The 22756-nt window shown below is 66.4% G+C and carries 19 protein-coding genes and 3 rRNA genes; 18 read left to right on the forward strand and 4 right to left on the reverse strand.

The window, feature by feature from the left end:
- The first annotated feature begins 153 nt into the window (after window positions 1-153).
- From atpB to KZJ41_RS11490, 9 genes are all read left to right on the forward strand, one after another.
- The gene (gene atpB / locus KZJ41_RS11450) at window positions 154-1002 is read left to right on the forward strand and encodes a F0F1 ATP synthase subunit A (RefSeq protein WP_170914067.1); all 849 of its coding nucleotides are present in this window, start codon (window positions 154-156) and stop codon (window positions 1000-1002) included.
- A gap of 89 nt (window positions 1003-1091) precedes the next feature.
- Window positions 1092-1343, forward strand: coding sequence for an ATP synthase F0 subunit C (locus KZJ41_RS11455; RefSeq protein ID WP_003935756.1), 252 nt, complete (start codon window positions 1092-1094; stop codon window positions 1341-1343).
- A 10-nt stretch (window positions 1344-1353) separates the two neighbouring features.
- Entirely contained in the window at window positions 1354-1914 is a 561-nt protein-coding gene (locus tag KZJ41_RS11460; RefSeq protein WP_006944352.1) for a F0F1 ATP synthase subunit B, read from the forward strand.
- Window positions 1915-1919: 5 nt separating this feature from the next.
- Window positions 1920-2759, forward strand: a complete 840-nt coding sequence (locus KZJ41_RS11465) for a F0F1 ATP synthase subunit delta (RefSeq protein WP_006944350.1) — start codon at window positions 1920-1922, stop codon at window positions 2757-2759.
- Between the two features lie 64 nt (window positions 2760-2823).
- On the forward strand, window positions 2824-4467 hold the full coding sequence (atpA, locus tag KZJ41_RS11470) for a F0F1 ATP synthase subunit alpha (RefSeq protein WP_006944348.1): 1644 nt from the start codon (window positions 2824-2826) through the stop codon (window positions 4465-4467).
- Between the two features lie 48 nt (window positions 4468-4515).
- Window positions 4516-5499 (forward strand): F0F1 ATP synthase subunit gamma, encoded by a 984-nt coding sequence (locus KZJ41_RS11475; protein WP_006944337.1) that lies wholly within the window; start codon window positions 4516-4518, stop codon window positions 5497-5499.
- Between the two features lie 4 nt (window positions 5500-5503).
- Window positions 5504-6955: a F0F1 ATP synthase subunit beta gene (atpD, locus tag KZJ41_RS11480; protein WP_006944336.1), complete on the forward strand. Its 1452-nt coding sequence runs from the start codon at window positions 5504-5506 to the stop codon at window positions 6953-6955.
- 6 nt (window positions 6956-6961) lie between these two features.
- Window positions 6962-7327 carry a F0F1 ATP synthase subunit epsilon gene (locus KZJ41_RS11485; RefSeq protein WP_006944335.1) on the forward strand — a complete coding sequence of 122 codons (366 nt, stop codon included), beginning with the start codon at window positions 6962-6964 and terminating at the stop codon, window positions 7325-7327.
- A 47-nt stretch (window positions 7328-7374) separates the two neighbouring features.
- Window positions 7375-7797, forward strand: a complete 423-nt coding sequence (locus KZJ41_RS11490) for a DUF2550 domain-containing protein (RefSeq protein WP_037200752.1) — start codon at window positions 7375-7377, stop codon at window positions 7795-7797.
- 19 nt (window positions 7798-7816) lie between these two features.
- Here the strand turns inward: KZJ41_RS11490 and KZJ41_RS11495 are convergent, their stop codons facing one another.
- Window positions 7817-8389 carry a cob(I)yrinic acid a,c-diamide adenosyltransferase gene (locus KZJ41_RS11495; protein WP_050036333.1) on the reverse strand — a complete coding sequence of 191 codons (573 nt, stop codon included), beginning with the start codon at window positions 8387-8389 and terminating at the stop codon, window positions 7817-7819.
- A 56-nt stretch (window positions 8390-8445) separates the two neighbouring features.
- Here KZJ41_RS11495 and murA point away from each other — a divergent pair, with 56 nt between their 5' ends.
- The 4 genes from murA to rrf all read left to right on the forward strand — a co-directional run bounded on the left by murA (window position 8446) and on the right by rrf (window position 15565).
- Complete coding sequence (gene murA / locus KZJ41_RS11500) at window positions 8446-9708, forward strand: UDP-N-acetylglucosamine 1-carboxyvinyltransferase (RefSeq protein ID WP_006944332.1); 1263 nt, start codon at window positions 8446-8448, stop codon at window positions 9706-9708.
- A gap of 638 nt (window positions 9709-10346) precedes the next feature.
- Window positions 10347-11868, forward strand: a 16S ribosomal RNA gene (locus KZJ41_RS11505).
- A gap of 293 nt (window positions 11869-12161) precedes the next feature.
- Window positions 12162-15299, forward strand: a 23S ribosomal RNA gene (locus KZJ41_RS11510).
- A 149-nt stretch (window positions 15300-15448) separates the two neighbouring features.
- Window positions 15449-15565, forward strand: a 5S ribosomal RNA gene (gene rrf, locus KZJ41_RS11515).
- Together the 16S, 23S and 5S rRNA genes form the textbook arrangement of a ribosomal RNA operon.
- Window positions 15566-15661: 96 nt before the next feature.
- On the opposite strand, the gene KZJ41_RS11520 is transcribed toward rrf, so the two are convergent.
- Complete coding sequence (locus KZJ41_RS11520; protein ID WP_043797348.1) at window positions 15662-17203, reverse strand: adenylate/guanylate cyclase domain-containing protein; 1542 nt, start codon at window positions 17201-17203, stop codon at window positions 15662-15664.
- Between the two features lie 43 nt (window positions 17204-17246).
- On the opposite strand from KZJ41_RS11520, the gene nucS reads away from it, so the two are divergent.
- Complete coding sequence (gene nucS / locus KZJ41_RS11525; RefSeq protein ID WP_029542949.1) at window positions 17247-17921, forward strand: endonuclease NucS; 675 nt, start codon at window positions 17247-17249, stop codon at window positions 17919-17921.
- Window position 17922: 1 nt separating this feature from the next.
- Window positions 17923-18243 (forward strand): hypothetical protein, encoded by a 321-nt coding sequence (locus KZJ41_RS11530; protein WP_029542951.1) that lies wholly within the window; start codon window positions 17923-17925, stop codon window positions 18241-18243.
- A gap of 44 nt (window positions 18244-18287) precedes the next feature.
- Here KZJ41_RS11530 and KZJ41_RS11535 read toward each other — a convergent pair whose 3' ends face one another.
- Window positions 18288-19373: a hypothetical protein gene (locus tag KZJ41_RS11535; RefSeq protein WP_065922701.1), complete on the reverse strand. Its 1086-nt coding sequence runs from the start codon at window positions 19371-19373 to the stop codon at window positions 18288-18290.
- A 107-nt stretch (window positions 19374-19480) separates the two neighbouring features.
- Window positions 19481-19963: a methylmalonyl-CoA epimerase gene (gene mce / locus KZJ41_RS11540; RefSeq protein WP_029542955.1), complete on the reverse strand. Its 483-nt coding sequence runs from the start codon at window positions 19961-19963 to the stop codon at window positions 19481-19483.
- A gap of 105 nt (window positions 19964-20068) precedes the next feature.
- On the opposite strand from mce, the gene KZJ41_RS11545 reads away from it, so the two are divergent.
- The 3 genes from KZJ41_RS11545 to KZJ41_RS11555 all read left to right on the forward strand — a co-directional run bounded on the left by KZJ41_RS11545 (window position 20069) and on the right by KZJ41_RS11555 (window position 22713).
- Entirely contained in the window at window positions 20069-21259 is a 1191-nt protein-coding gene (locus KZJ41_RS11545) for an acetyl-CoA C-acetyltransferase (protein WP_050034589.1), read from the forward strand.
- Between the two features lie 95 nt (window positions 21260-21354).
- Window positions 21355-21726, forward strand: a complete 372-nt coding sequence (locus KZJ41_RS11550; protein WP_006938400.1) for a DUF3817 domain-containing protein — start codon at window positions 21355-21357, stop codon at window positions 21724-21726.
- Window positions 21727-21822: 96 nt separating this feature from the next.
- Window positions 21823-22713, forward strand: coding sequence for a tetratricopeptide repeat protein (locus KZJ41_RS11555; protein ID WP_029542958.1), 891 nt, complete (start codon window positions 21823-21825; stop codon window positions 22711-22713).
- Window positions 22714-22756: the final 43 nt, after the last annotated feature.

Here is a 22756-nt window from a genome sequence, read left to right on the forward strand (position 1 = left end):
GAGTCGAGTGCGGTTGTGCCCTCGCAGGCGGTCGTGTTCGAATGGCCGCCGAGTCGACGAGAGTCGCCGACACCGACAGACGCTGGCCCCGATCGGGAGCCGACAGCAGCTGGCGAATACGCGAGCCGACCTGGTCGACTTGTTGGATCGTCAATGTCCGATCGAACCGCAGACGGCAATGCCTGCGGCCGACTACGGGAGAGAGCGCTGAGCGTCACCACCTTGGCTGCCGGAGAATTCCACGCGCCGTCACTAGCCGATTTCTTCCCCCCAGCAGTTCTGTTCGAAGGCACCCCCTTCGAAATGGACCGCCTGATGCTCATCCGCGTCGTCGTGGCCGTGCTCGTGGCGCTGTTCTTCGCGCTCGCGATGCGCAGCCCGAAGATTGTGCCCCGCGGTGTGCAGAACGTCGCCGAGATCATGATCGACTTCGTGCGGATCAACATCGCCGAGGACATCCTCGGCAAGCAGCAGGGCCGCCGATTCCTTCCGGTGCTCGTGACCATTTTCTTCCTCGTGGTCGGTCTCAACCTGACGTCGGTCATCCCGTTCCTGAACATCTCGTCGAACGCGCGCATCGGTATGCCGATCGTGCTGGCCGCGCTGGCCTACGTCGTCTTCAACTACGTGGGCATCAAGAAGTACGGGTTCTTCCGCTACGTCAAGAGCAGCATCGTCGTCCCGAACCTGCCCCCCGCGCTGCACGTGCTGGTCATCCCGATCGAGTTCATCTCGACGTTCCTGCTGCGCCCGTTCACGCTCACCATCCGTCTCATGGCGAACATGCTGGCCGGCCACATCATGCTGGTGCTGTTCTTCAGCGCAACCCAGTTCTTCTTCTTCAGCTCCGAAGGCGCGATGAAGATCTTCGGCATCGGCTCGCTGATCGGTGGCGTCGCGTTCACCTTCTTCGAGCTGCTGGTGATCGTCCTGCAGGCGTACATCTTCTCGCTGTTGACGGCGGTGTACATCGACCTGGCGCTGCACGCCGAAGAGCACTAGCGCGCCGACCGGCACTACCCACACAACACACAGACTGACTCGGTTGCCGATCCCCGGGGCCGAGCCACAAGAAAGGGAATGGAACACCAATGAGCGTTGCGCTTCAGGCAGTTGACGTCCTCGCCCAGACGGAGAGCACCATCAGCGGTCTCGGTGCGGTCGGCTACGGCCTCGCGGCCATCGGCCCCGGCATCGGCATCGGCATCGTCGTCGGCAAGGCGATCGAGGGCATGGCCCGCCAGCCCGAGATGGCCGGCCAGCTGCGCACCACCATGTTCCTCGGTATCGCGTTCACCGAGGCCCTGGCGCTGATCGGTATCGTCGCCGGCTTCATCTTCTGATCTGACGACCATGGCTGACAGCATCCTGTTGCTCGCGGCGGAGGCGGAGGACCAAAATCCTCTGCTCCCCGCGACGTATGACATCGTCTGGTCGCTGGTCGCCCTGATCATCGTCGGGCTCGTCTTCTGGAAGTACGTGCTTCCGCTGTTCCAGAAGGTGCTCGACGAGCGTTCGGAGCTGATCGAAGGCGGCATCAAGAAGGCCGAGGAAGCTCAGGCCGAGGCAAAGGCCGCGCTCGAGCAGTACCGCGCGCAGCTCGCCGAGGCCCGCACCGAGGCGGCGCAGATCCGCGAGGAGGCCCGTGCCCAGGGCCAGCAGATCATCGCGGACATGAAGGCCCAGGCCCAGGAGGAGAGCGACCGCATCGTCGCTGCCGGTCACAACCAGCTGCAGGCCCAGCGCCAGCAGATCGTGACCGAGCTGCGCGGCGATCTCGGACGCACCGCCGTGGATCTGGCCGAGAAGGTCATCGGGGAGTCCCTCTCCGACGACGTCAAGCGTGCCGGCTCGATCGACCGCTTCCTCAGCGAGCTCGACTCCCTCAGCGCTGACTCTGCATCCCGAAAGTGAGCACCATGTACGCAGCAAGCCGTGAGGCACTCGCTCAGACGCGTTCCGCGCTGCAGGGCGCGTTGGCGTCGAGCACCGCATCCGCTGCCGCGGGTGCCGCAACTGCAGCTGCGGCGCAGGCCGGCTCCGAGCTGTTCTCGGTGGTCGAGGTGCTCGACGATCAGCGCACCCTGCGGAGTGCGCTGGCCGACGCCTCGGCCCCGGCAGCCGGTCGGCAGGCACTGGCCGAGCGGGTCTTCGGGAGCAAGGTCTCGCCCGTCACCCTCGCGACCCTGAAGGCGGCGGCCGGGCAGGACTGGTCGACCCAGTCCGACCTGACCAACTCCCTCGTTCAGCTGGGCCGCGAAGCCCTCCTGTCGGCGGCGGCGGACCAGAACCAGCTCGACACCGTCGAGGACGAGCTGTTCCGGCTCGGTCGCATCGTGGCCGGCAACGCCGAACTCGAACAGGCCCTCTCCGATCGCACCAAGCCGCTGGCGGCCAAGCGGGAGTTCCTCTCGCGTCTGCTCTACGGCAAGTCCACGGCGATCACCGAGGCCCTGGCCGTGCAGGCCGTCGGACGGCTGAAGGACAAGGCCCCGGCCGACGCGTTCGACGCACTGTCGAACCTCGCCGCCACCCAGCGGGACCGCGCCGTCGCCCACGTGCGCAGCGCGGCACCTCTCAGCGCGGCGCAGGCCGAACGGCTCACCGGTATCCTGACCAGAACGTACGGGAAACCGGTCACGGTGCACGTCGAGGTGGTTCCCGAGCTTCTCAGTGGATTGGTCGTCCGGGTGGGCGACGAGGTCATCGACGGCACCGCCGCGGGTCGACTCGCCGCAGTGCGCAAGAGCCTCACGTAGTCCACTACCGAACACACACACATAGCGATCTTTTCGAAGACCAGATACCGAGAGCAGGAAGAACATGGCGGAGCTGACGATCTCCTCCGACGAGATCCGTAGCGCGATCGACAACTACACCGCGAGCTACTCCCCGGAGGCCTCCCGCGAGGAGGTCGGCGTGGTCGCCGACACCAGTGACGGCATCGCGCACATCAGCGGTCTGCCGTCGGCGATGGCCAACGAGCTGCTGGAGTTCCCCGGCGGTGTGCTGGGCGTGGCCCTGAACCTCGACGCCACCGAGATCGGTGCCGTCATCCTCGGCGACTACCAGGACCTCGAAGAGGGCCAGGAAGTCAAGCGGACCGGCGACGTTCTGTCGGTGCCGGTCGGCGACGGCTACCTCGGCCGCGTCGTGAACCCCCTGGGCCAGCCGATCGACGGCCTCGGCGACATCGAGGCGACCGAGAACCGGGCCCTCGAGCTGCAGGCCGCGACCGTGCTGCAGCGCCAGCCGGTCGAGGAGCCGCTGCAGACCGGCATCAAGGCCATCGACGCGATGACCCCGATCGGCCGCGGCCAGCGCCAGCTGGTCATCGGCGACCGCAAGACGGGCAAGACCGCCGTCTGCGTCGACGCGATCCTGAACCAGAAGGCCAACTGGGCCTCCGGCGACCCGAAGCAGCAGGTCCGCTGCATCTACGTCGCGATCGGCCAGAAGGGCTCCACCATCGCGGGCGTCAAGGCCGCCCTCGAGGAGCACGGCGCGATGGAGTACACCACCATCGTCGCGGCCCCCGCCTCCGACTCCGCCGGCTTCAAGTGGCTCGCCCCCTACACCGGCTCGGCCATCGGCCAGCACTGGATGTACCAGGGCAAGCACGTGCTCATCGTGTTCGACGACCTGACCAAGCAGGCCGAGGCGTACCGCGCGATCTCCCTGCTGCTGCGCCGCCCGCCGGGACGTGAGGCCTACCCGGGCGACGTGTTCTACCTGCACTCCCGTCTGCTGGAGCGCTCGGCCAAGCTGTCCGACGAGCTCGGTGGCGGTTCGCTGACGGCCCTGCCGATCATCGAGACCAAGGCCAACGACGTCTCGGCCTACATCCCGACCAACGTCATCTCCATCACCGACGGCCAGGTCTTCCTCGAGTCCGACCTGTTCAACAAGGGCATCCGCCCCGCCATCAACGTCGGTATCTCGGTGTCCCGAGTCGGTGGCGCCGCGCAGACCAAGGGCATGAAGAAGGTGTCCGGCTCGCTGCGTCTGGAGCTCGCGCAGTTCCGTGAGCTCGAGGCCTTCGCCGCCTTCGCCTCCGACCTCGACGCGGCCTCGAAGGCGCAGCTCGAGCGTGGCCAGCGTCTGGTCGAGCTCCTCAAGCAGGACCAGTACTCCCCGGTCGCCGTCGAGGACCAGATCGTGTCGATCTACCTCGCGGGTGAGGGCGTCTACGACTCGGTTCCCGTCGGCGACGTGCGCCGCTTCGAGGCCGAGCTGCTCGAGGACCTGCACCACAGCGCCTCGGGCGTCTACGAGCAGATCGCCGGCGGCAAGGCGCTGACCGACGACTCCGCGTCCGCGCTGCTCGCCGCGACCAACAAGTTCAAGGAGGGCTTCATCGCCTCCGACGGAACCCGCGTCGTGAACGAGGCCGAGGCCGAGGCCCTGGGCGCCGACGAGGTCGAGCAGGAGCAGGTTTCCGTCAAGCGCACCACTGTTCGCAAGTGAGCGTGGAGACCATGACCCAGCGTCCTGTGAAGGGAGTGTGATCGACGAATGGCAAGCCTGCGCGAGCTCCGCTCGCGGATCAAGTCGGTCAACTCGACCAAGAAGATCACCAAGGCGCAGGAGCTGATCGCGACGTCGCGGATCACGAAGGCTCAGGCCCGAGTGGCAGCGTCCAAGCCGTACGCCGAGGAGATCACCAAGGTGCTCTCCGAACTGGCGAGCGCGTCCGCGTCGCTGGATCACCCCCTGCTCAACGAACGGCCCAACCCGAGGCGTGCCGCAGTCCTGGTTGTCACCAGTGACCGTGGCATGGCCGGCGGCTACAACGCCAACGTCCTCAAGGAGGCCGAGGAGCTGCGGCAGCTGCTGGTCAGCGAGGGCAAGGAGCCGGTGTTCTACGTGCTCGGTGCCAAGGGCCTGAGCTACTACACCTTCCGCGGCCGGCAGGTTGCGGGGGCGTGGACCGGCTTCTCGCAGGAGCCGCGCTACACGGATGCGGCCAAGGCGAGTCGTCACCTGGTGGAACTGTTCATGGCCGGGTCCGGCAACGAGGTGCCCGCGCCGAACGGTGAGGGCACGATCGAGGGCGTCGACGAACTGCACATCGTCTACACCCGCTTCGTCTCGATGCTGACCCAGACCCCCGAGGTGCGCCGGATGGCGCCGCTCGAGGTGACCGTCACCGAGGACGAGATCGACCTCGGCGAGGACATGCTCACCGACGGCCGGCACGTCGGCAGCAACGGCGGGCCCCGGCCCGGCTACAACTTCGAGCCGGAGGCCTCGACGCTGCTCGCGGCGCTGCTGCCGAAGTACATCAGCACCCGCATCTTCGCGTCGCTGCTCGATGCCGCGGCATCGGAGTCGGCTGCTCGGCGTACCGCCATGAAGGCGGCCACCGACAATGCCACGGAACTGGTGAACACCCTCAGCCGTCAGGCCAACCAGGCCCGCCAGGCGCAGATCACCCAGGAAATCAGCGAGATCGTCGGCGGTGCCAACGCGCTCGCCTCGAGTGCAGGAAGTGACTAAGCACATGACCGCAGCAGTAACCGATAACTACGGGGCGGGGGCGGCCTCGGCCACCGCCGGCCGCGTCGTTCGGGTCATCGGCCCCGTCGTGGACGTCGAGTTCCCGCGTGGTGCCGTTCCCGCTCTGTTCAACGCCCTGCACGCAGAGGTCACTCTGCCGTCCGTGGCGAAGACCCTGACCTTCGAGGTCGCGCAGCACCTGGGTGACAACCTGGTGCGCACGATCTCCATGCAGCCCACCGACGGCCTGGTGCGCGGCACCACGGTCGTCGACACGGGCCGTCCGATCTCCGTGCCGGTCGGCGACGTCGTCAAGGGCCACGTGTTCAACGCCCTCGGTGACTGCCTCGACGCCCCGGGCACCGGGCGCGATGGCGAGCAGTGGGGCATCCACCGCAAGCCGCCGGCCTTCGACCAGCTCGAGGGCAAGACCGAGATCCTCGAGACCGGCATCAAGGTCATCGACCTGCTGACCCCGTACGTCAAGGGCGGCAAGATCGGTCTGTTCGGTGGTGCCGGTGTCGGCAAGACCGTTCTGATCCAGGAGATGATCACCCGTATCGCGCGTGAGTTCTCCGGCACGTCGGTGTTCGCCGGCGTCGGCGAGCGCACCCGTGAGGGCACCGACCTCCACCTCGAGATGGAGGAGATGGGCGTCCTCCAGGACACCGCCCTCGTCTTCGGCCAGATGGACGAGCCGCCGGGAACGCGTATGCGCGTCGCCCTGTCCGCGCTGACCATGGCGGAGTACTTCCGCGATATTCAGGGCCAGGACGTGCTGCTGTTCATCGACAACATCTTCCGGTTCACCCAGGCCGGTTCCGAGGTGTCGACCCTGCTCGGTCGTATGCCGTCGGCCGTCGGTTACCAGCCGACGCTGGCCGACGAGATGGGTGAGCTCCAGGAGCGGATCACCTCGACCCGTGGCCGCTCGATCACCTCGCTGCAGGCGATCTACGTCCCCGCCGACGACTACACCGACCCGGCGCCGGCCACGACGTTCGCGCACCTCGATGCGACCACCGAGCTCTCGCGTCCGATCTCGCAGATGGGTATCTACCCCGCTGTGGATCCGCTGACGTCGACCTCGCGCATCCTCGAGCCCGGCATCGTCGGTGCCGAGCACTTCCGCGTCGCCAACGAGGTGAAGCGGATCCTGCAGAAGTACAAGGAGCTGCAGGACATCATCGCCATCCTCGGTATGGACGAGCTCTCCGAGGAGGACAAGGTCCTCGTCGGCCGCGCCCGTCGTCTGCAGAAGTTCCTCGGCCAGAACTTCATCGTGGCCGAGAAGTTCACCGGCGAGCCCGGCTCCGTGGTGCCGCTGCGCGACACCATCGAGGCATTCGACCGCGTCACCAAGGGTGAGTTCGACCACCTGCCCGAGCAGGCGTTCAACAGCTGCGGTGGACTCGACGACGTCGAGGCCGCTGCCAAGAAGATCGCCGGGAAGTAGTCCGCGATGGCTGAAATGACCGTGGACCTCGTTGCCGTCGAGGAGCGCCTGTGGTCGGGCACCGCCCGGCTGGTCAGCGCCCAGACGACCGAGGGCGAGATCGGTGTCATGCCGGGCCACGAGCCGGTCCTGGGCCAGCTCGTGGAGGGCGGCGTCGTCTCCATCACGACCGGCGACGGCGAGCGCGTCGTCGCGGCCGTGCACGGCGGCTTCCTCTCGGTGACCGCCACGACGGTGACGATCCTCGCCGAGGCCGCGGAGCTGACGGAGAACATCGACGTCGAGTCCGCGCGCGCCGTGCTGAGCGAAAGCCGGGACGAGGCCGAGATCGCCGCGGCGCGGGGCCGGCTCCGGGCTGTCGAGCGGGCCTGACCGGACACGAGAAGCCGCGACGGAGCCGACGAGCAGTGTCAGTTGGAATGATTGTTCTCATCGTTCTGGTGATACTGCTCGCGGCTGCCGTCGCGGCTTTTCTCTATCGCCTCGTCACCCTGCGGGGCGGCGGCACCGCCGCGATCCTGCGGCGCCTGCCCAACGGCGCCGGCGCCGGGTGGCGGCACGGCGTCATCCGTTACGGCGAGCGCACGCTCGTCTTCTACAAGCTCTCCAGCCTGCGCCCGGGCCCGGACTCGCGCCTCGCCCGGCAGGGAGTCGAGGTGCGCAGCCGTCGCGCGCCCGAGGGCAGTGAGCACGACATCATGACCGAGGACATCGTGATCCTCGAAATCCAGGACGGCGCAAACAACTTCGAGATCGCCCTCGACAGCGGTGCGCTCACCGCCTTCCTGTCCTGGCTCGAATCCCGGCCCTCGGACCGATCCCTGCGCGGTCGGCCGAACTGAGGTCCGGCCGACCGGGTCCTCACGCGCCCGCGCCCGGCTTCCAGAGCACGTCACCATCCGGGTTCGCGACGCGACCGAGGATGAAGAGCAGATCCGACAGCCGGTTGAGGTACTTCGCCGGCAGCACATTCGTGTCGTCCGGGTGGGCGGCTACCGCCGCCCAGGCGGAGCGCTCCGCCCGCCGTGCCACCGTCCGGGCCGTGTGCAGCAGGGCCGCCAGCGCGGTGCCGCCGGGGAGAATGAAGGAATCGAGCGGCGCCAGTTCCTCGTTGAACTCGTCGCACCAGCGCTCGAGCCGATCGATATACCCCTGCGTGATCCGCAGCGGCGGATACTTCGGCTCCGGCACCACCGGCGTCGACAGGTCGGCTCCGGCGTCGAACAGGTCGTTCTGGATCTGGCGCAGGACCGGCACCATCCGTTCCGGTACGTCGCCCACAGCCAGCGCCACGCCGAGCGCCGCATTCGTCTCGTCGCAGTCCGCGTAGGCGATCAGCCTCGGGTCGTTCTTCGACACCCGGGAGAAGTCGCTGAGGCCCGTCGTACCGTCGTCGCCGGTGCGGGTGTAGATCCGTGTGAGATGGACAGCCATGCAGGTCACGGTACCGCTCCCGTATTCCCGCAGTGTGGTCGATAGGCTGTGGCGTTGTGAGTGATCGCTTTCTTGTCTCCGGTGGTAACCGGCTTGTCGGTGAGGTAGTCGTCGGGGGCGCCAAGAACAGCGTGCTCAAGCTGATGGCAGCCGCCCTGTTGGCAGAGGGGACGAGCGTCATCACCAACTGCCCGGACATCCTCGACGTGCCGCTGATGGCCGAGGTTCTCCGCGGACTCGGATGCGACGTGGAGCTCGAGGGTGACGAGGTACGCATCACGACCCCCGCACAGCCGAAGTACCAGGCAGATTTCGCCGCTGTCCGGCAATTCCGTGCGTCGGTGTGTGTCCTCGGACCGCTGGTGGCTCGGTGCCGCAAGGCCGTCGTCGCGCTGCCGGGCGGCGATGCGATCGGCTCACGGCCGCTCGATATGCACCAGACGGGGCTCCGCCTGCTGGGGGCGCACAGCACGATCGAGCACGGCTGTGTGGTGGCCGAGGCCGACGACCTGCACGGCAACGCGATCCGCCTGGCCTTTCCGTCGGTGGGGGCCACCGAGAACATCCTGATGGCCGCCGTTCTCGCGAGCGGAGAGACCACGATCGACAACGCGGCTCGGGAGCCGGAGATCGTCGACCTGTGCACCATGCTGGTCCAGATGGGTGCCCGCATCTCCGGGGCCGGCACCTCGACGCTGACGATCATGGGCGTCCCCCGGCTCGAACCCACCACCCACCGCGTCATCGGGGATCGCATCGTCGCGGCGACGTGGGGGATCGCGGCGGCGATGACACGCGGCGACGTCCGCGTGCGCGGCGTCAACCCGAAGCACCTGAGCCTCGTCCTCGACAAGCTCCGTGCCGCCGGCGCGGAGGTGACGCCCGAGGTGGACGGCTTCCGGGTTGTTCAGCACGACCGTCCCCGGGCGGTCAACTTCGCGACCCTGCCGTATCCCGGCTTCCCGACCGACCTGCAGCCCATGGCGATCGGGCTCGCGGCGGTCGCCGACGGCACGTCGATGATCACGGAGAACGTCTTCGAGGCGCGGTTCCGGTTCGTCGAGGAGATGATCCGGCTCGGCGCCGATGCGCGCACCGACGGGCACCATGCCGTGGTCCGCGGTGTCGAGGAGCTGTCGAGTGCGCCGGTGTGGTCGTCGGACATCCGTGCCGGTGCCGGACTGGTCCTGGCCGGGCTGTGTGCGGACGGCGTCACCGAGGTGCACGACGTCTACCACATCGACCGCGGCTACCCGAGATTCGTGGAGATCATCGAGGAGCTCGGTGGCGTCATCGAGCGGGTCAACTCCGACTCCTGATGCGGAGCGCCGAAATCGGCTGTGCCTCAGTCATTTCGGGCTCAAACGGGCGGGTGGACGACATGGCTCGTCCGAATGTGCCGCGCATCACGGTGGAGTGACAGCGCGGAGGCGGGGCTGGGGGCGGCCCGCGAACTGGGAAAACAGTGCCGCATCGGAGCTTGACCAGCGGATTTGGCGCACGCTTGTTCCTCACGTAACTTATTCCAGGTCAGAGCGACACGGACACCGACCCGGCCCGCAGGGGCTCGGGACAACGAGGTTGGACGCAGGCGCCTGATTGTTCGGTTCGGAATCTTCTGGTAGGGTTCTGGGCCGTTGCCGATCCCACCGAGCGCGTCGGGTTTGTTTTCGCCGGGTGGTGTGGGTAGGCTGGAACGGTTGCCCCGGAACGCCGCGGACCTCGGTTCGTGGGTGATGGTGTGTGCGTGTTCTTTGAGAACTCAACAGTGTGCCGATGAATGTCAGTGCCAAAATATTTTTGGTGCGACCGCCTCTCTTTTCGGGGGGTGGTTGTTGCTGGCTGCCGCATTCTTCCGTCTGTGGTGGTCAGTGTTTTTTGCTGGTTTGAGTTTTTTGCTGGTGATTTGGCTCGATGTCTATGACTGATCGGCCCTTCGGGGTTTGATTGTGAGTCTTCAACGGAGAGTTTGATCCTGGCTCAGGACGAACGCTGGCGGCGTGCTTAACACATGCAAGTCGAACGATGAAGCCCAGCTTGCTGGGTGGATTAGTGGCGAACGGGTGAGTAACACGTGGGTGATCTGCCCTGCACTTCGGGATAAGCCTGGGAAACTGGGTCTAATACCGGATAGGACCTCGGGATGCATGTTCCGGGGTGGAAAGGTTTTCCGGTGCAGGATGGGCCCGCGGCCTATCAGCTTGTTGGTGGGGTAACGGCCCACCAAGGCGACGACGGGTAGCCGGCCTGAGAGGGCGACCGGCCACACTGGGACTGAGACACGGCCCAGACTCCTACGGGAGGCAGCAGTGGGGAATATTGCACAATGGGCGCAAGCCTGATGCAGCGACGCCGCGTGAGGGATGACGGCCTTCGGGTTGTAAACCTCTTTCAGTACCGACGAAGCGCGAGTGACGGTAGGTACAGAAGAAGCACCGGCCAACTACGTGCCAGCAGCCGCGGTAATACGTAGGGTGCGAGCGTTGTCCGGAATTACTGGGCGTAAAGAGCTCGTAGGCGGTTTGTCGCGTCGTCTGTGAAAACCCGCAGCTCAACTGCGGGCTTGCAGGCGATACGGGCAGACTTGAGTACTGCAGGGGAGACTGGAATTCCTGGTGTAGCGGTGAAATGCGCAGATATCAGGAGGAACACCGGTGGCGAAGGCGGGTCTCTGGGCAGTAACTGACGCTGAGGAGCGAAAGCGTGGGTAGCGAACAGGATTAGATACCCTGGTAGTCCACGCCGTAAACGGTGGGCGCTAGGTGTGGGTTTCCTTCCACGGGATCCGTGCCGTAGCTAACGCATTAAGCGCCCCGCCTGGGGAGTACGGCCGCAAGGCTAAAACTCAAAGGAATTGACGGGGGCCCGCACAAGCGGCGGAGCATGTGGATTAATTCGATGCAACGCGAAGAACCTTACCTGGGTTTGACATACACCGGACCGCCCCAGAGATGGGGTTTCCCTTGTGGTCGGTGTACAGGTGGTGCATGGCTGTCGTCAGCTCGTGTCGTGAGATGTTGGGTTAAGTCCCGCAACGAGCGCAACCCTTGTCCTGTGTTGCCAGCAATTCGGTTGGGGACTCGCAGGAGACTGCCGGGGTCAACTCGGAGGAAGGTGGGGACGACGTCAAGTCATCATGCCCCTTATGTCCAGGGCTTCACACATGCTACAATGGCCGGTACAGAGGGCTGCGATACCGCGAGGTGGAGCGAATCCCTTAAAGCCGGTCTCAGTTCGGATCGGGGTCTGCAACTCGACCCCGTGAAGTCGGAGTCGCTAGTAATCGCAGATCAGCAACGCTGCGGTGAATACGTTCCCGGGCCTTGTACACACCGCCCGTCACGTCATGAAAGTCGGTAACACCCGAAGCCGGTGGCCTAACCCCTCGTGGGAGGGAGCCGTCGAAGGTGGGATCGGCGATTGGGACGAAGTCGTAACAAGGTAGCCGTACCGGAAGGTGCGGCTGGATCACCTCCTTTCTAAGGAGCAACTCCCGTCGGTGGGTCACACAGGTGACTCCGCCGCGGGCAGAGCCATTTCGGATTCACACGTAATCCGGTGGTGCTCATGGGTGGAACGCTGACAGTCATCACCGCGCGGGAAGGACCCGAGTGTCCTTCTGCGGTGGTTATATCGGTGCACTGTTGGGTCCTGAGAGAACACGCGAGTGTTTTGTCAGCGACGATGATCGGGAACGAAGGGGTTGTTTCTTCTTCCGGTACCGGTTGTTGTGTGTTGTTTGAGAACTGCACAGTGGACGCGAGCATCTTTGTTGTAAGTGTTTATGAGCGTACGGTGGATGCCTTGGCACCAGGAGCCGATGAAGGACGTGGGAGGCTGCGATATGCCTCGGGGAGCTGTCAACCGAGCTGTGATCCGAGGATTTCCGAATGGGGAAACCCAGCACGAGTGATGTCGTGTTACCCGCGCCTGAATATATAGGGCGTGTGGAGGGAACGTGGGGAAGTGAAACATCTCAGTACCCACAGGAAGAGAAAACAACATGTGATTCCGTGAGTAGTGGCGAGCGAAAACGGAAGAGGCTAAACCGGATACATGTGATACCCGGCAGGGGTTGTGTGTTCGGGGTTGTGGGGTTCGATGTGTCGGTGCTGCCGCGCCGGCCGACAGTGAGAAATCGCCTGTGTTAGTCGAAATGGTCTGGAACGGCCTGTCGTAGAGGGTGAGAATCCCGTAGACGAAAACGCGGTGACTGTCGATTCGAATACCCGAGTAGCAGCGGGCCCGTGAAATCTGCTGTGAATCCGTCGGGACCACCCGATAAGCCTGAATACTCCCTGGTGACCGATAGCGGACTAGTACCGTGAGGGAAAGGTGAAAAGTACCCCGGGAGGGGAGTGAAATAGTACCTGAAACCGTGCGCTTACAATCCGTCGGAGCCTTCGAGCAGTTTGGTCTGCTGGGGGTGACGGCGTGCCTTTTGAAGAATGAGCCTGCGAGTTAGTGGCATGTCGCGAGGTTAACCCGTGTGGGGTAGTCGTAGCGAAAGCGAGTCCGAACAGGGCGTCTGTAGTGGCATGTTCTAGACCCGAAGCGGAGTGATCTACCCATGGCCAGGGTGAAGCGACGGTAAGACGTCGTGGAGGCCCGAACCCACTTAGGTTGAAAACTGAGGGGATGAGCTGTGGGTAGGGGTGAAAGGCCAATCAAACTCCGTGATAGCTGGTTCTCCCCGAAATGCATTTAGGTGCAGCGTCGCGTGTTTCTCACCGGAGGTAGAGCTACTGGATGGTCTAGGGGGCCCACAAGCTTACCGAAATCAGCCAAACTCCGAATGCCGGTGAGTGAGAGCGCGGCAGTGAGACTGCGGGGGATAAGCTTCGTAGTCGAGAGGGAAACAGCCCAGATCGCCGGCTAAGGCCCCTAAGCGTGTACTAAGTGGAAAAGGATGTGGGATCGCTGAGACAACCAGGAGGTTGGCTTAGAAGCAGCCACCCTTGAAAGAGTGCGTAATAGCTCACTGGTCAAGTGGTTCTGCGCCGACAATGTAGCGGGGCTCAAGTACACCGCCGAAGCCGCGGCACTCGCACAACACCCCGGAGGGTCCACGGATCGTCCGGCAGTGGTGCGGGTGGGTAGGGGAGCGTCGTGCAGCCGGGGAAGCGCCGGAGTGATCCAGGTGTGGAGGCTGCGCGAGTGAGAATGCAGGCATGAGTAGCGAAAGACGAGTGAGAAACTCGTCCGCCGAATGACCAAGGGTTCCTGGGCCAGGTTAATCCGCCCAGGGTGAGTCGGGACCTAAGGCGAGGCCGACAGGCGTAGTCGATGGACAACGGGTTGATATTCCCGTACCCGTGTGAACGCGCCCCTGGTGAATCATCGGTACTAACCGTCCAAAGGGTGATCGAGTTCCTTCGGGAGCCGAGAGCCTGCTGCACGGGACCTTCGGTGGTAGTAGCCAAGCGATGGGGTGACGCAGGAAGGTAGTGGGGCCGGTCAGTGGTTGTACCGGTGTAAGCCCGTAGGGCGCGGCACAGGCAAATCCGTGTCGCACACAGCCTGAGAGGTGATGCGTAGCCGAATGAGGCGAATTCCATGATCCTATGCTGCCGAGAAAAGCCTCTAGCGAGCTTTCACACGGCCCGTACCCCAAACCGACACAGGTGGTCAGGTAGAGAATACCGAGGCGATCGAGAGAACTGTGGTTAAGGAACTCGGCAAAATGCCCCCGTAACTTCGGGAGAAGGGGGACCAGTCCCGGTGACCGGACTTGCTCCGTGAGCCGGGGGTGGTCGCAGAGACCAGAGAGAAGCGACTGTTTACTAAAAACACAGGTCCGTGCGAAGTCGTAAGACGAGGTATACGGACTGACGCCTGCCCGGTGCTGGAAGGTTAAGAGGACCGGTCAGCGGAGTTCACTCCGCGAAGCTGAGAATTTAAGCCCCAGTAAACGGCGGTGGTAACTATAACCATCCTAAGGTAGCGAAATTCCTTGTCGGGTAAGTTCCGACCTGCACGAATGGCGTAACGACTTCTCTGCTGTCTCAACCACAGACTCGGCGAAATTGCACTACGAGTAAAGATGCTCGTTACGCGCGGCAGGACGAAAAGACCCCGGGACCTTCACTACAGCTTGGTATTGGTGTTCGGTTCGGTTTGTGTAGGATAGGTGGGAGACTGGGAAGCCCGCACGCCAGTGTGGGTGGAGTCGTTGTTGAAATACCACTCTGATCGTATTGGACCTCTAACCTCGGACCCTGATCGGGTTCAGGGACAGTGCCTGGTGGGTAGTTTAACTGGGGCGGTTGCCTCCCAAAATGTAACGGAGGCGCCCAAAGGTTCCCTCAGCCTGGTTGGCAATCAGGTGTCGAGTGCAAGTGCACAAGGGAGCTTGACTGTGAGACCGACAGGTCGAGCAGGGACGAAAGTCGGGACTAGTGATCCGGCACCGGCATGTGGAAGCGGTGTCGCTCAACGGATAAAAGGTACCCCGGGGATAACAGGCTGATCTTCCCCAAGAGTCCATATCGACGGGATGGTTTGGCACCTCGATGTCGGCTCGTCGCATCCTGGGGCTGGAGTAGGTCCCAAGGGTTGGGCTGTTCGCCCATTAAAGCGGCACGCGAGCTGGGTTTAGAACGTCGTGAGACAGTTCGGTCTCTATCCGCCGCGCGCGTTAGAAACTTGAGGAAGGCTGTCCCTAGTACGAGAGGACCGGGACGGACGAACCTCTGGTGTGCCAGTTGTCCCGCCAGGGGCACGGCTGGTTGGCTACGTTCGGAAGGGATAACCGCTGAAAGCATCTAAGCGGGAAGCCTGTTCCAAGATGAGGTTTCTCACCCCCTCGAGGGGGTAAGGCCCCCGGCAGACCACCGGGTTGATAGGCCGGAACTGGAAGTGCGGTAACGCATGCAGGTGACCGGTACTAATAGGCCGAGGACTTACCACAAAGAAGCTACGCGTCCACTGTGCGGTATCTGAAACAACACACTCACACTCGCTGCGCGAGGAGTCGGAGTAAACGCTGCCCCCCAAAGAATGGGTGGGCCTGCGGCCCCCGACCCACGCGAACAGCGTGCGTGGGTCGTTTCACAGAGTTACGGCGGCCATAGCGGAGGGGAAACGCCCGGTCCCATTCCGAACCCGGAAGCTAAGCCCTCCAGCGCCGATGGTACTGCACCCGACAGGGTGTGGGAGAGTAGGACACCGCCGAACACCCGTTACCGGAAGCCCCCCAACCTCGTTGGGGGGCTTCCGGCATTTCGGCGTTCCCTGTGGGGCGCAGCCGAACCCGTCGGTCCTTCGTCGGGATCAGTCCACCGGGACCGCAAGGCGGGTGACCTCCGACCGCCCGCGCAGGGTGACTTCACCTTTCAGCGACCATCGGATGCGCTCCGCTTCCGCGGCCACCTCTACCGCCCGGGCCGACGCCACCACGTGGCCGGGGAACGTCTTGGCCACGTCCGACAGCCGAGCCGCTTCGTTCACCGGATCGCCGATCACCGTGTACTCGAATCTCTCGTGAGCGCCCACGTTTCCGGCCACCGCGAGACCCTCGGTGACCCCGATTCCCGCCTCGCACTCGGGGACCTCGGTGCGCAACCGGCGGGCCATCTCCCGGGCGGCCGCGAGCGCACTGCCCGCCGCGTCGTCCATTGCGACCGGAGCGCCGAAGATGGCCAGTGCCGCATCGCCCTCGAACTTGTTGACGAACCCGCCGGCCCGGTGCACCTCCTCGACCACCACTTCGAAGAAGCGGTTGAGCAGATGTACGACCTCGGTGGGCGGCCGATCGGCCGCCATTGCCGTCGAGCCGATGATATCGATGAACAGCACCGCGACATGGCGTTCCTCGCCGCCCAGGCGCGGCGACGACGCCAACGCCGCCCGCGCGACGTCCTGCCCGACGTGCCGGCCGAAGACGTCGCGGATCCGTTCGCGCTCGCGGAGGCCGTCGGCCATGCGGTTGAATCCCGCCTGCAGTTCTCCCAGTTCGGTTCCGTCGTAGACGACCACTTCGGCATCGAGGTCGCCCCGCTCGATGCGGGCCATGCCGGACCGCACCGACTCGATCGGCGCGACGCTGGTCCGGGCGGTGAGGAGCATAAGCAACGCCCCCAACAACAAGGCGAGTCCGCCGATCGTCAGGATCGTCACCGCGAACCGGACGGGTGATACGGGACGGACGAAGCTGAAGACCGCCACGAGCATCAGCCCGACGACGGGAACGCCGCTGCCCAGCGCCCAGGCCACCATGATGCGGCCGCTGGTGCCGGTGAGTCGGCGTCGCGGCGTCGCCCCGGCCTCCAAGGCCCGGGCCGCGATCGGCCGCAGGGCGAATTCGCTGAACAGATAGACGAAGCCGCAGACCGTCAGGCCCGCGAGGGCGATGGTGAGGGCGACCTTCGGGATCGTGCGCGGATCCACTACACCGAACGCGGTCGCGAACAGCACCAGCCCCAGCGCCCAGAATGCACCCTGCTGGGCGGTGAGGCGCATCGGCAGCCGCATGGTTGCACGTCGTTCGTCGGGGGTGGGATCCCGGTCCTCGAGGATCCACCGCAGTTGTGCAAGGCCGAGCCGGGTCCCGAAGGCCGTTCCCAGGAGGATGGCCCCGCCGACGTAGACGGGTGCTATGACGCCGGTGACGACGACGAACTCCGGACGCAGCACCGAGGGGCCCGGGACGACGACGTTGATCAACAACGCCGTGATCGCGGCCCCCGCGATGTTCGTGCCGAGCAGCAACAGGGTGAGCAATGTCTGCACGCGAACACGTTGGCGCCGGACGGATTCCGCGGGCGCGCCGAGCAGCGGCGAGCCGAGGGGCGAGGTGCGGCGGGTGCGAGGCATGGTCGTTCGAGAGTAGTCCGGAGCGATCCTCTAGGGTGGCAACGTGCGCCTTGTGATTGCCCGCTGTCGAGTCGACTACGTCGGACGTCTGACGGCACACCTGCCGATGGCGCGTCGGCTGCTCTTGGTCAAAGCCGACGGATCGGTCAGTGTGCACGCCGACGACCGTGCCTACAAGCCGCTGAACTGGATGAGTCCGCCGTGCTGGCTGGTCGAGGAGTCCGCAGACGAGGCGCACGCCCTGTGGGTGGTGACCAACAAGACGGGTGAGCAACTCCGGATCACCATCGACGAGATCGAGCACGATTCGAGCCACGAGCTGGGTGTGGACCCGGGCCTGATCAAGGACGGTGTCGAGGCGCATCTGCAGGAACTGCTCGCTGAGCACGTCGAAACCCTCGGCCCCGGCTACACCCTCGTCCGCCGGGAATACCCCACGGCCATCGGTCCGGTGGACCTGCTGTGCCGGGACGCGGACGGCGGCACGGTGGCCGTCGAGATCAAGCGACGCGGCGAGATCGACGGTGTCGAGCAGCTCACCCGGTACCTCGAGTTGCTCAACCGGGACCCGTTGCTCGCGCCCGTCAGCGGTGTCTTCGCGGCGCAACAGATCAAGCCACAGGCCAAGACCCTTGCGACCGATCGCGGTATCCGCTGCCTCGTGCTCGACTACGACGCCCTGCGCGGCACCGAGAGCAACGAGTTCCGGCTGTTCTGATATGCCCCGCCGCAACGTTCCCCGATCGCAGCGCCGGCGCCGGCCCGATATCGGCGGGTCGACGTTCTCCGGGGCCACCTCCCGCACCGAATGGGGGCCGTCCGGCGCGGAGTCCGAGCGCTACACCGTGCGCACCGTCCCCGGGTCGCGAGCAACGAAGGCGTACCGGTGCCCCGGCTGCGATCACGAGATCGCGCCGGGAACCCCCCACGTGGTCGCCTGGCCCACCGACGACATCGGGGGCGCCGACGAACGCCGACACTGGCACAACGGATGCTGGGCCGGCCGCGGTACCCGCGGACCGACCCGGCGGTGGTCCTAGTGACGGCTCAGCCGTCGGGTCCTAGTGACGGCTCAGCCGTCGGGTCAGTTGCGGACCTTGCTGGCCACTGCAGGTGAGCGGCCGAGGCGATCGGTGGGCGGTGCCTCCTCGTCGGACCGTGCCTCCTTCGCCGAGCCGGCTTCGCCGTCGCTGCCCTCCGGCTTGCCGCCGGCCGCCGGGAGTTCCTTGGTGGCCGGTTCCTTCTCGGATTCCCCGGTGGCGATCTCCTTGGTCGCGTCGGCCTCGCCCTCGGTGGTGAGCGCATCCCGGTCGCGGTCGAGCAGCTCGCCCTCGCGCGTCACGGCGGCGAGCATCGACGGCACGGCCTCGAGCTGACCGCGTACCCCGTCCAACTGGCTGAGGATGCGGCCGCGCAGCACCCGCAGTTCCTCGGTCAGATCGCGGGCGTTGGCGATCTTCCGCTCGGACTGTTCGGTGGCGATCTCGAGCCGGCGTGCCGCTTCGCGGGACGCGATCTCGAGACGCTGCTCGGCCTCGGCCTTGCTGGTGCGCTCGAGCTCGTCGAGGGCGCCGAGGACCTTGCTGCGGCGCTCGCTCATGGCGATCTCGAAGTCCTGCTGGACCCGGTCCCGCTTGGCTTCCGCCTCCGCCGCCAGGCGATCGCGCTCCGCTTCGGCGGCGGCGATGATCCGCGCGGCCTGGGCACGCGCCTCCGCCATCGTGCGGGCGTGCTCCGTCTCGAATGCCTTACGCCGCTCGGCGAGCTCGGCGATCATCGCTTCGTAGTCCCCGCGCAGCCGGATGCCTTCCTGCTCGGCCAGGGAGATCATCTCGGCTGCGTCGGCCTCGGCCCGTGCCCGCAGCTCGGACGCCTCGTCGGAGGCGAGGCGCAGCATGCGGGAGATGCGGTCGCTCATGCCCTCGGCCGTGGTGGGCGGCACCGACAGCCGATCGACGTCCTTGCGCAGCTCGTCGATCTCGTTGCGGGCGTTCTCGAGCTGTCGAGCCAGGTCGCGAGCCTGCGCGGCGGCCGCATCCCGGTCCGTGGCGGTCACGCGCAGCTCGGCCTCGAATCTGGCGAAGTAGTTGGTCACCTCGTCGCGGTCGAATCCCTTGCGCACGATGGAGAAGGGCAGGTGGCTTGGGGTGCGATCGCGATCGAAGACCATGGCGCCAATCTACCTGCTCGAAGCGGCCGGAGCTGCGCGTGCCGCCGCGTTGTGCTAATGCTGCGGCGGTGTGAACCCGGCGAGTCGGCCGGGTGAGATGGGGGCGGTCAGTGCGATCCGTGCGCAGCAGGTTCGACGAGCTCGACGAGCACGCCGCCGGCGTCCTTGGGGTGGAGGAAGTTGATGCGGGAATCGGCGGTGCCGCGTCGCGGGGCGTCGTACAGCAGGCGCACGCCGCGCGCGCGGAGCTCGGCGGACACCGCATCGAGGTCGCTGACGCGGTAGGCGAGCTGCTGCAGGCCGGGCCCGCTGCGGTCGATAAACTTCGCGATCGTCGAGTTCTCGTTCAGCGGGGCGAGCAGCTGGATCGCGGTCGCGCCCTCCGGCGAGCCGGGAACCGACAGCATCGCCTCGCGCACGCCCTGCTCCTCGTTGACCTCCTCGTGGGTGGAGACGAGCCCGAGGTTCTCGGCGTACCAGGTGAGGGCGGCGTCCAGGTCGGGGACCGCGATGCCGACGTGGTCGATGGCGGTCACGAGGCCGGAGGTCAGCGCCGCGAGCGGAGTCGGAGTGGGGGAGGTCTCAGTCATGAATAAAGACGGTAGCGCTAACGTTAGATCAGTATGCGTCGGGATGGGCTTGCCGGCCTCGAGCCCGCGCGGAAGCCGTCACTCCCACCACCGGAGGAAATCCTCGTGACCAGTTCTGTCATCGTTGCCGGAGCCCGGACCCCGATGGGGCGTCTGCAGGGCGCCCTGAAGGACTTCTCCGGTTCGGACCTCGGCGGGGTCGCCATCGCCGGTGCCCTCGCCAAGGCCGGGGTGGCCCCGGAGCAGGTCGAGTACGTGATCATGGGTCAGGTGCTCACCGCCGGCGCCGGCCAGATCCCGGCCCGGCAGGCCGCGGTGGCCGCCGGCATCCCGATGGACGTGCCCGCCCTGACCGTGAACAAGGTGTGCCTGTCCGGGATCGACGCGATCGCGCTGGCCGACCAGCTCATCCGCGCCGGCGAGTTCGACATCGTCGTCGCCGGCGGCCAGGAGTCGATGAGCCAGGCCCCGCACCTGCTCGAGCACTCCCGGGCCGGGTTCAAGTACGGCGATGCGACCCTGCGCGACCACATGGCCTTCGACGGGCTGCACGACATCTTCACCGACCAGGCCATGGGCAACCTCACCGAGGCCGCCAACACCGGCACCCGGTTCGTCTCCCGCGCCGAGCAGGACGCCGTCGCCGCCGCCAGCCACCAGCGGGCGGCCCGCGCGCAGAAGGACGGGCTGTTCGACGCGGAGATCGTGCCGGTGTCGATCCCGCAGCGCCGCGGCGAGCCGGTCGTGGTCACCGCCGACGAGGGCATCCGCCCGGAGACCACCGCCGAGTCGCTGGCGGCGCTGCGGCCGGCGTTCGCGAAGGACGGCACCGTCACCGCCGGGTCGGCCTCGCAGATCTCCGACGGGGCGGCCGCGGTGGTGGTGATGAGCCGGGCCAGGGCCGAACAGTTGGGTCTGTCCTGGCTCGCCGAGATCGGCGCGCACGGGGTGGTCGCCGGCCCGGACTCGACGCTGCAGTCCCAGCCGGCCCGGGCGATCGCCAAGGCCTGCGCCCGGGAGGGCCTGGACCCGGCCGGGCTGGACCTGGTGGAGATCAACGAGGCGTTCGCCGCGGTCGGGATCGCCTCCGGCCGCGAGCTGGGGCTGGACCCGGCCCGGATCAACGTCAACGGCGGCGCCATCGCGCTGGGGCACCCGCTGGGGATGTCCGGGGCCCGGATCGTGCTGCACCTGGCGCTCGAACTGGCCCGCCGCGGCGGCGGTGTCGGGGCCGCGGCCCTGTGCGGCGGCGGCGGCCAGGGCGACGCCCTCATCGTCCGCGTCCCCAAGGCGTAGACCGCGTCCAATACTCTCGTCGCCGCCCCCGCGCACCGCGTGGGGGCGGTGACGTCTCTCACAGCAACGACAGCTCGTCGTAGCCGATCGGCACAATGGTGTGCATGGCGAACTTCTTCGATCTCAGCACCCCGGCCAAGCGGTTCCGCTTCGTCGCCGTCCTCGAGGCCTTCACCTGGGCCGGCCTGCTCGTCGGCATGGCGTTCAAGTACCTGCCCGAGAACGGCAACGAGATCGGGGTGAAGATCTTCGGCCCGCTGCACGGCGGCGTGTTCGTGGCCTTCGTCCTCGTCGCCCTCCTCACCGCGCGGGCGCTGAAGTGGAACCTGGTCACCACGGGCCTGGCCCTGATCTCGTCCGTCCCGCCGTTCGGCACGATCGTCTTCGAATGGTGGGCTGTGCGCACCGGCCGGCTCGCGGAACTGTCCGCGCAAGCGCGTCCGGTGGACGCGCCCGCACTCGCCTGACCTGCTGTCCCCTGTCGCGCGGAACGTGACAGACTGGACGGCGTGACTCGACCAGGTTCCCGTCCTGCAGCACGTTCCGCCGCGACCGCCGCGGCGATGTCCGGCGCGGTGGATCTCGCGCCCCTCAAGGAGCGGTCTACCGCGCCCCCACCTCCGTCGCAGCCCGGCTCCGGCACCGGCCCCCAGTCCGGTTTCACGCCCGTCGTCGACGTTACCGAGGCCACCTTCGAGGCCGAGGTGCTGCAGCGCTCGATGCAGGTCCCCGTCATCGTGGACCTGTGGGCCACCTGGTGTGGCCCGTGCAAGCAGCTCTCGCCGGTCCTCGAGAAGCTGGCCCACGAGGGCGGCGGCAGCTGGGTCCTCGCGAAGGTCGACGTGGACGCCAACCCGCGGATCGCGCAGGCGTTCGGTGTGCAGTCCGTGCCGACCGTCGTCGCGATCGCCGCCGGGCAGCCCCTCGCCGACTTCCAGGGCGTGCAGCCCGAACCGCAGCTTCGGCAATGGCTCGCCGCCATCCAGGACGCGGTCGCCGGAAAGCTGTCCGGCCCGCCCGGCGCCGAGCCCGTCGAGGAGCAGGAGGATCCGCGGTTCGTCGCCGCCGAGCAGGCCCTCGAGGCAGGGGACCTGGCCGGTGCCGAGGCGGCGTACGAGCTGATCCTGAACTCCGAGCCCGCCAATGCCGACGCTCTGGCCGCGCTGCGGCAGGTCCGGTTCCTCGCCCGCGCTCAGTCGGTGCCCGAGGACGCGATCGCCGCGGCCGACGCCGCCCCGGCCGACCTCGAGGCGCAGCTCGTCGCGGCCGACGCCGAACTGTTCGCCCAGCAGCCCGAGGCTGCCTTCACCCGGCTGATCGGGTTCGTCGCCCGCAGCGCCGGCGACGAGAGGAACGCCGCCCGCACGCGGCTGCTGGAGCTGTTCGAGCTGTTCGATCCCGCCGAGCCGTTCGTCGTCACCGCGCGCCGCAAGCTGGCGTCGGCGCTGTACTGATCGGTTCCCGACCCGCGGTGGCGGTCCGGCTTCCCGGGCCGCC

The organism is Rhodococcus sp. 11-3, assembly GCF_023704055.1.
In the GTDB taxonomy this organism is placed as follows: Bacteria; Actinomycetota; Actinomycetes; order Mycobacteriales; family Mycobacteriaceae; genus Rhodococcus; species Rhodococcus aetherivorans.

Coding starts and splice junctions, on each gene's coding strand:
- atpD (WP_006944336.1), top strand. CDS start 5,504: ATGACCGCAGCAGTAACCGATAACTACGGGGCGGGGGCGGCCTCGGCC.
- KZJ41_RS11550 (WP_006938400.1), top strand. CDS start 21,355: ATGGTGTGCATGGCGAACTTCTTCGATCTCAGCACCCCGGCCAAGCGG.
- KZJ41_RS11555 (WP_029542958.1), top strand. CDS start 21,823: ATGTCCGGCGCGGTGGATCTCGCGCCCCTCAAGGAGCGGTCTACCGCG.
- KZJ41_RS11475 (WP_006944337.1), top strand. CDS start 4,516: ATGGCAAGCCTGCGCGAGCTCCGCTCGCGGATCAAGTCGGTCAACTCG.
- KZJ41_RS11530 (WP_029542951.1), top strand. CDS start 17,923: ATGCCCCGCCGCAACGTTCCCCGATCGCAGCGCCGGCGCCGGCCCGAT.
- KZJ41_RS11495 (WP_050036333.1), bottom strand. CDS start 8,389: ATGGCTGTCCATCTCACACGGATCTACACCCGCACCGGCGACGACGGT.
- atpB (WP_170914067.1), top strand. CDS start 154: ATGTCCGATCGAACCGCAGACGGCAATGCCTGCGGCCGACTACGGGAG.
- mce (WP_029542955.1), bottom strand. CDS start 19,963: ATGACTGAGACCTCCCCCACTCCGACTCCGCTCGCGGCGCTGACCTCC.
- KZJ41_RS11455 (WP_003935756.1), top strand. CDS start 1,092: ATGAGCGTTGCGCTTCAGGCAGTTGACGTCCTCGCCCAGACGGAGAGC.
- KZJ41_RS11460 (WP_006944352.1), top strand. CDS start 1,354: ATGGCTGACAGCATCCTGTTGCTCGCGGCGGAGGCGGAGGACCAAAAT.
- KZJ41_RS11490 (WP_037200752.1), top strand. CDS start 7,375: ATGATTGTTCTCATCGTTCTGGTGATACTGCTCGCGGCTGCCGTCGCG.
- KZJ41_RS11465 (WP_006944350.1), top strand. CDS start 1,920: ATGTACGCAGCAAGCCGTGAGGCACTCGCTCAGACGCGTTCCGCGCTG.
- atpA (WP_006944348.1), top strand. CDS start 2,824: ATGGCGGAGCTGACGATCTCCTCCGACGAGATCCGTAGCGCGATCGAC.
- KZJ41_RS11520 (WP_043797348.1), bottom strand. CDS start 17,203: ATGCCTCGCACCCGCCGCACCTCGCCCCTCGGCTCGCCGCTGCTCGGC.
- KZJ41_RS11535 (WP_065922701.1), bottom strand. CDS start 19,373: ATGGTCTTCGATCGCGATCGCACCCCAAGCCACCTGCCCTTCTCCATC.
- KZJ41_RS11485 (WP_006944335.1), top strand. CDS start 6,962: ATGGCTGAAATGACCGTGGACCTCGTTGCCGTCGAGGAGCGCCTGTGG.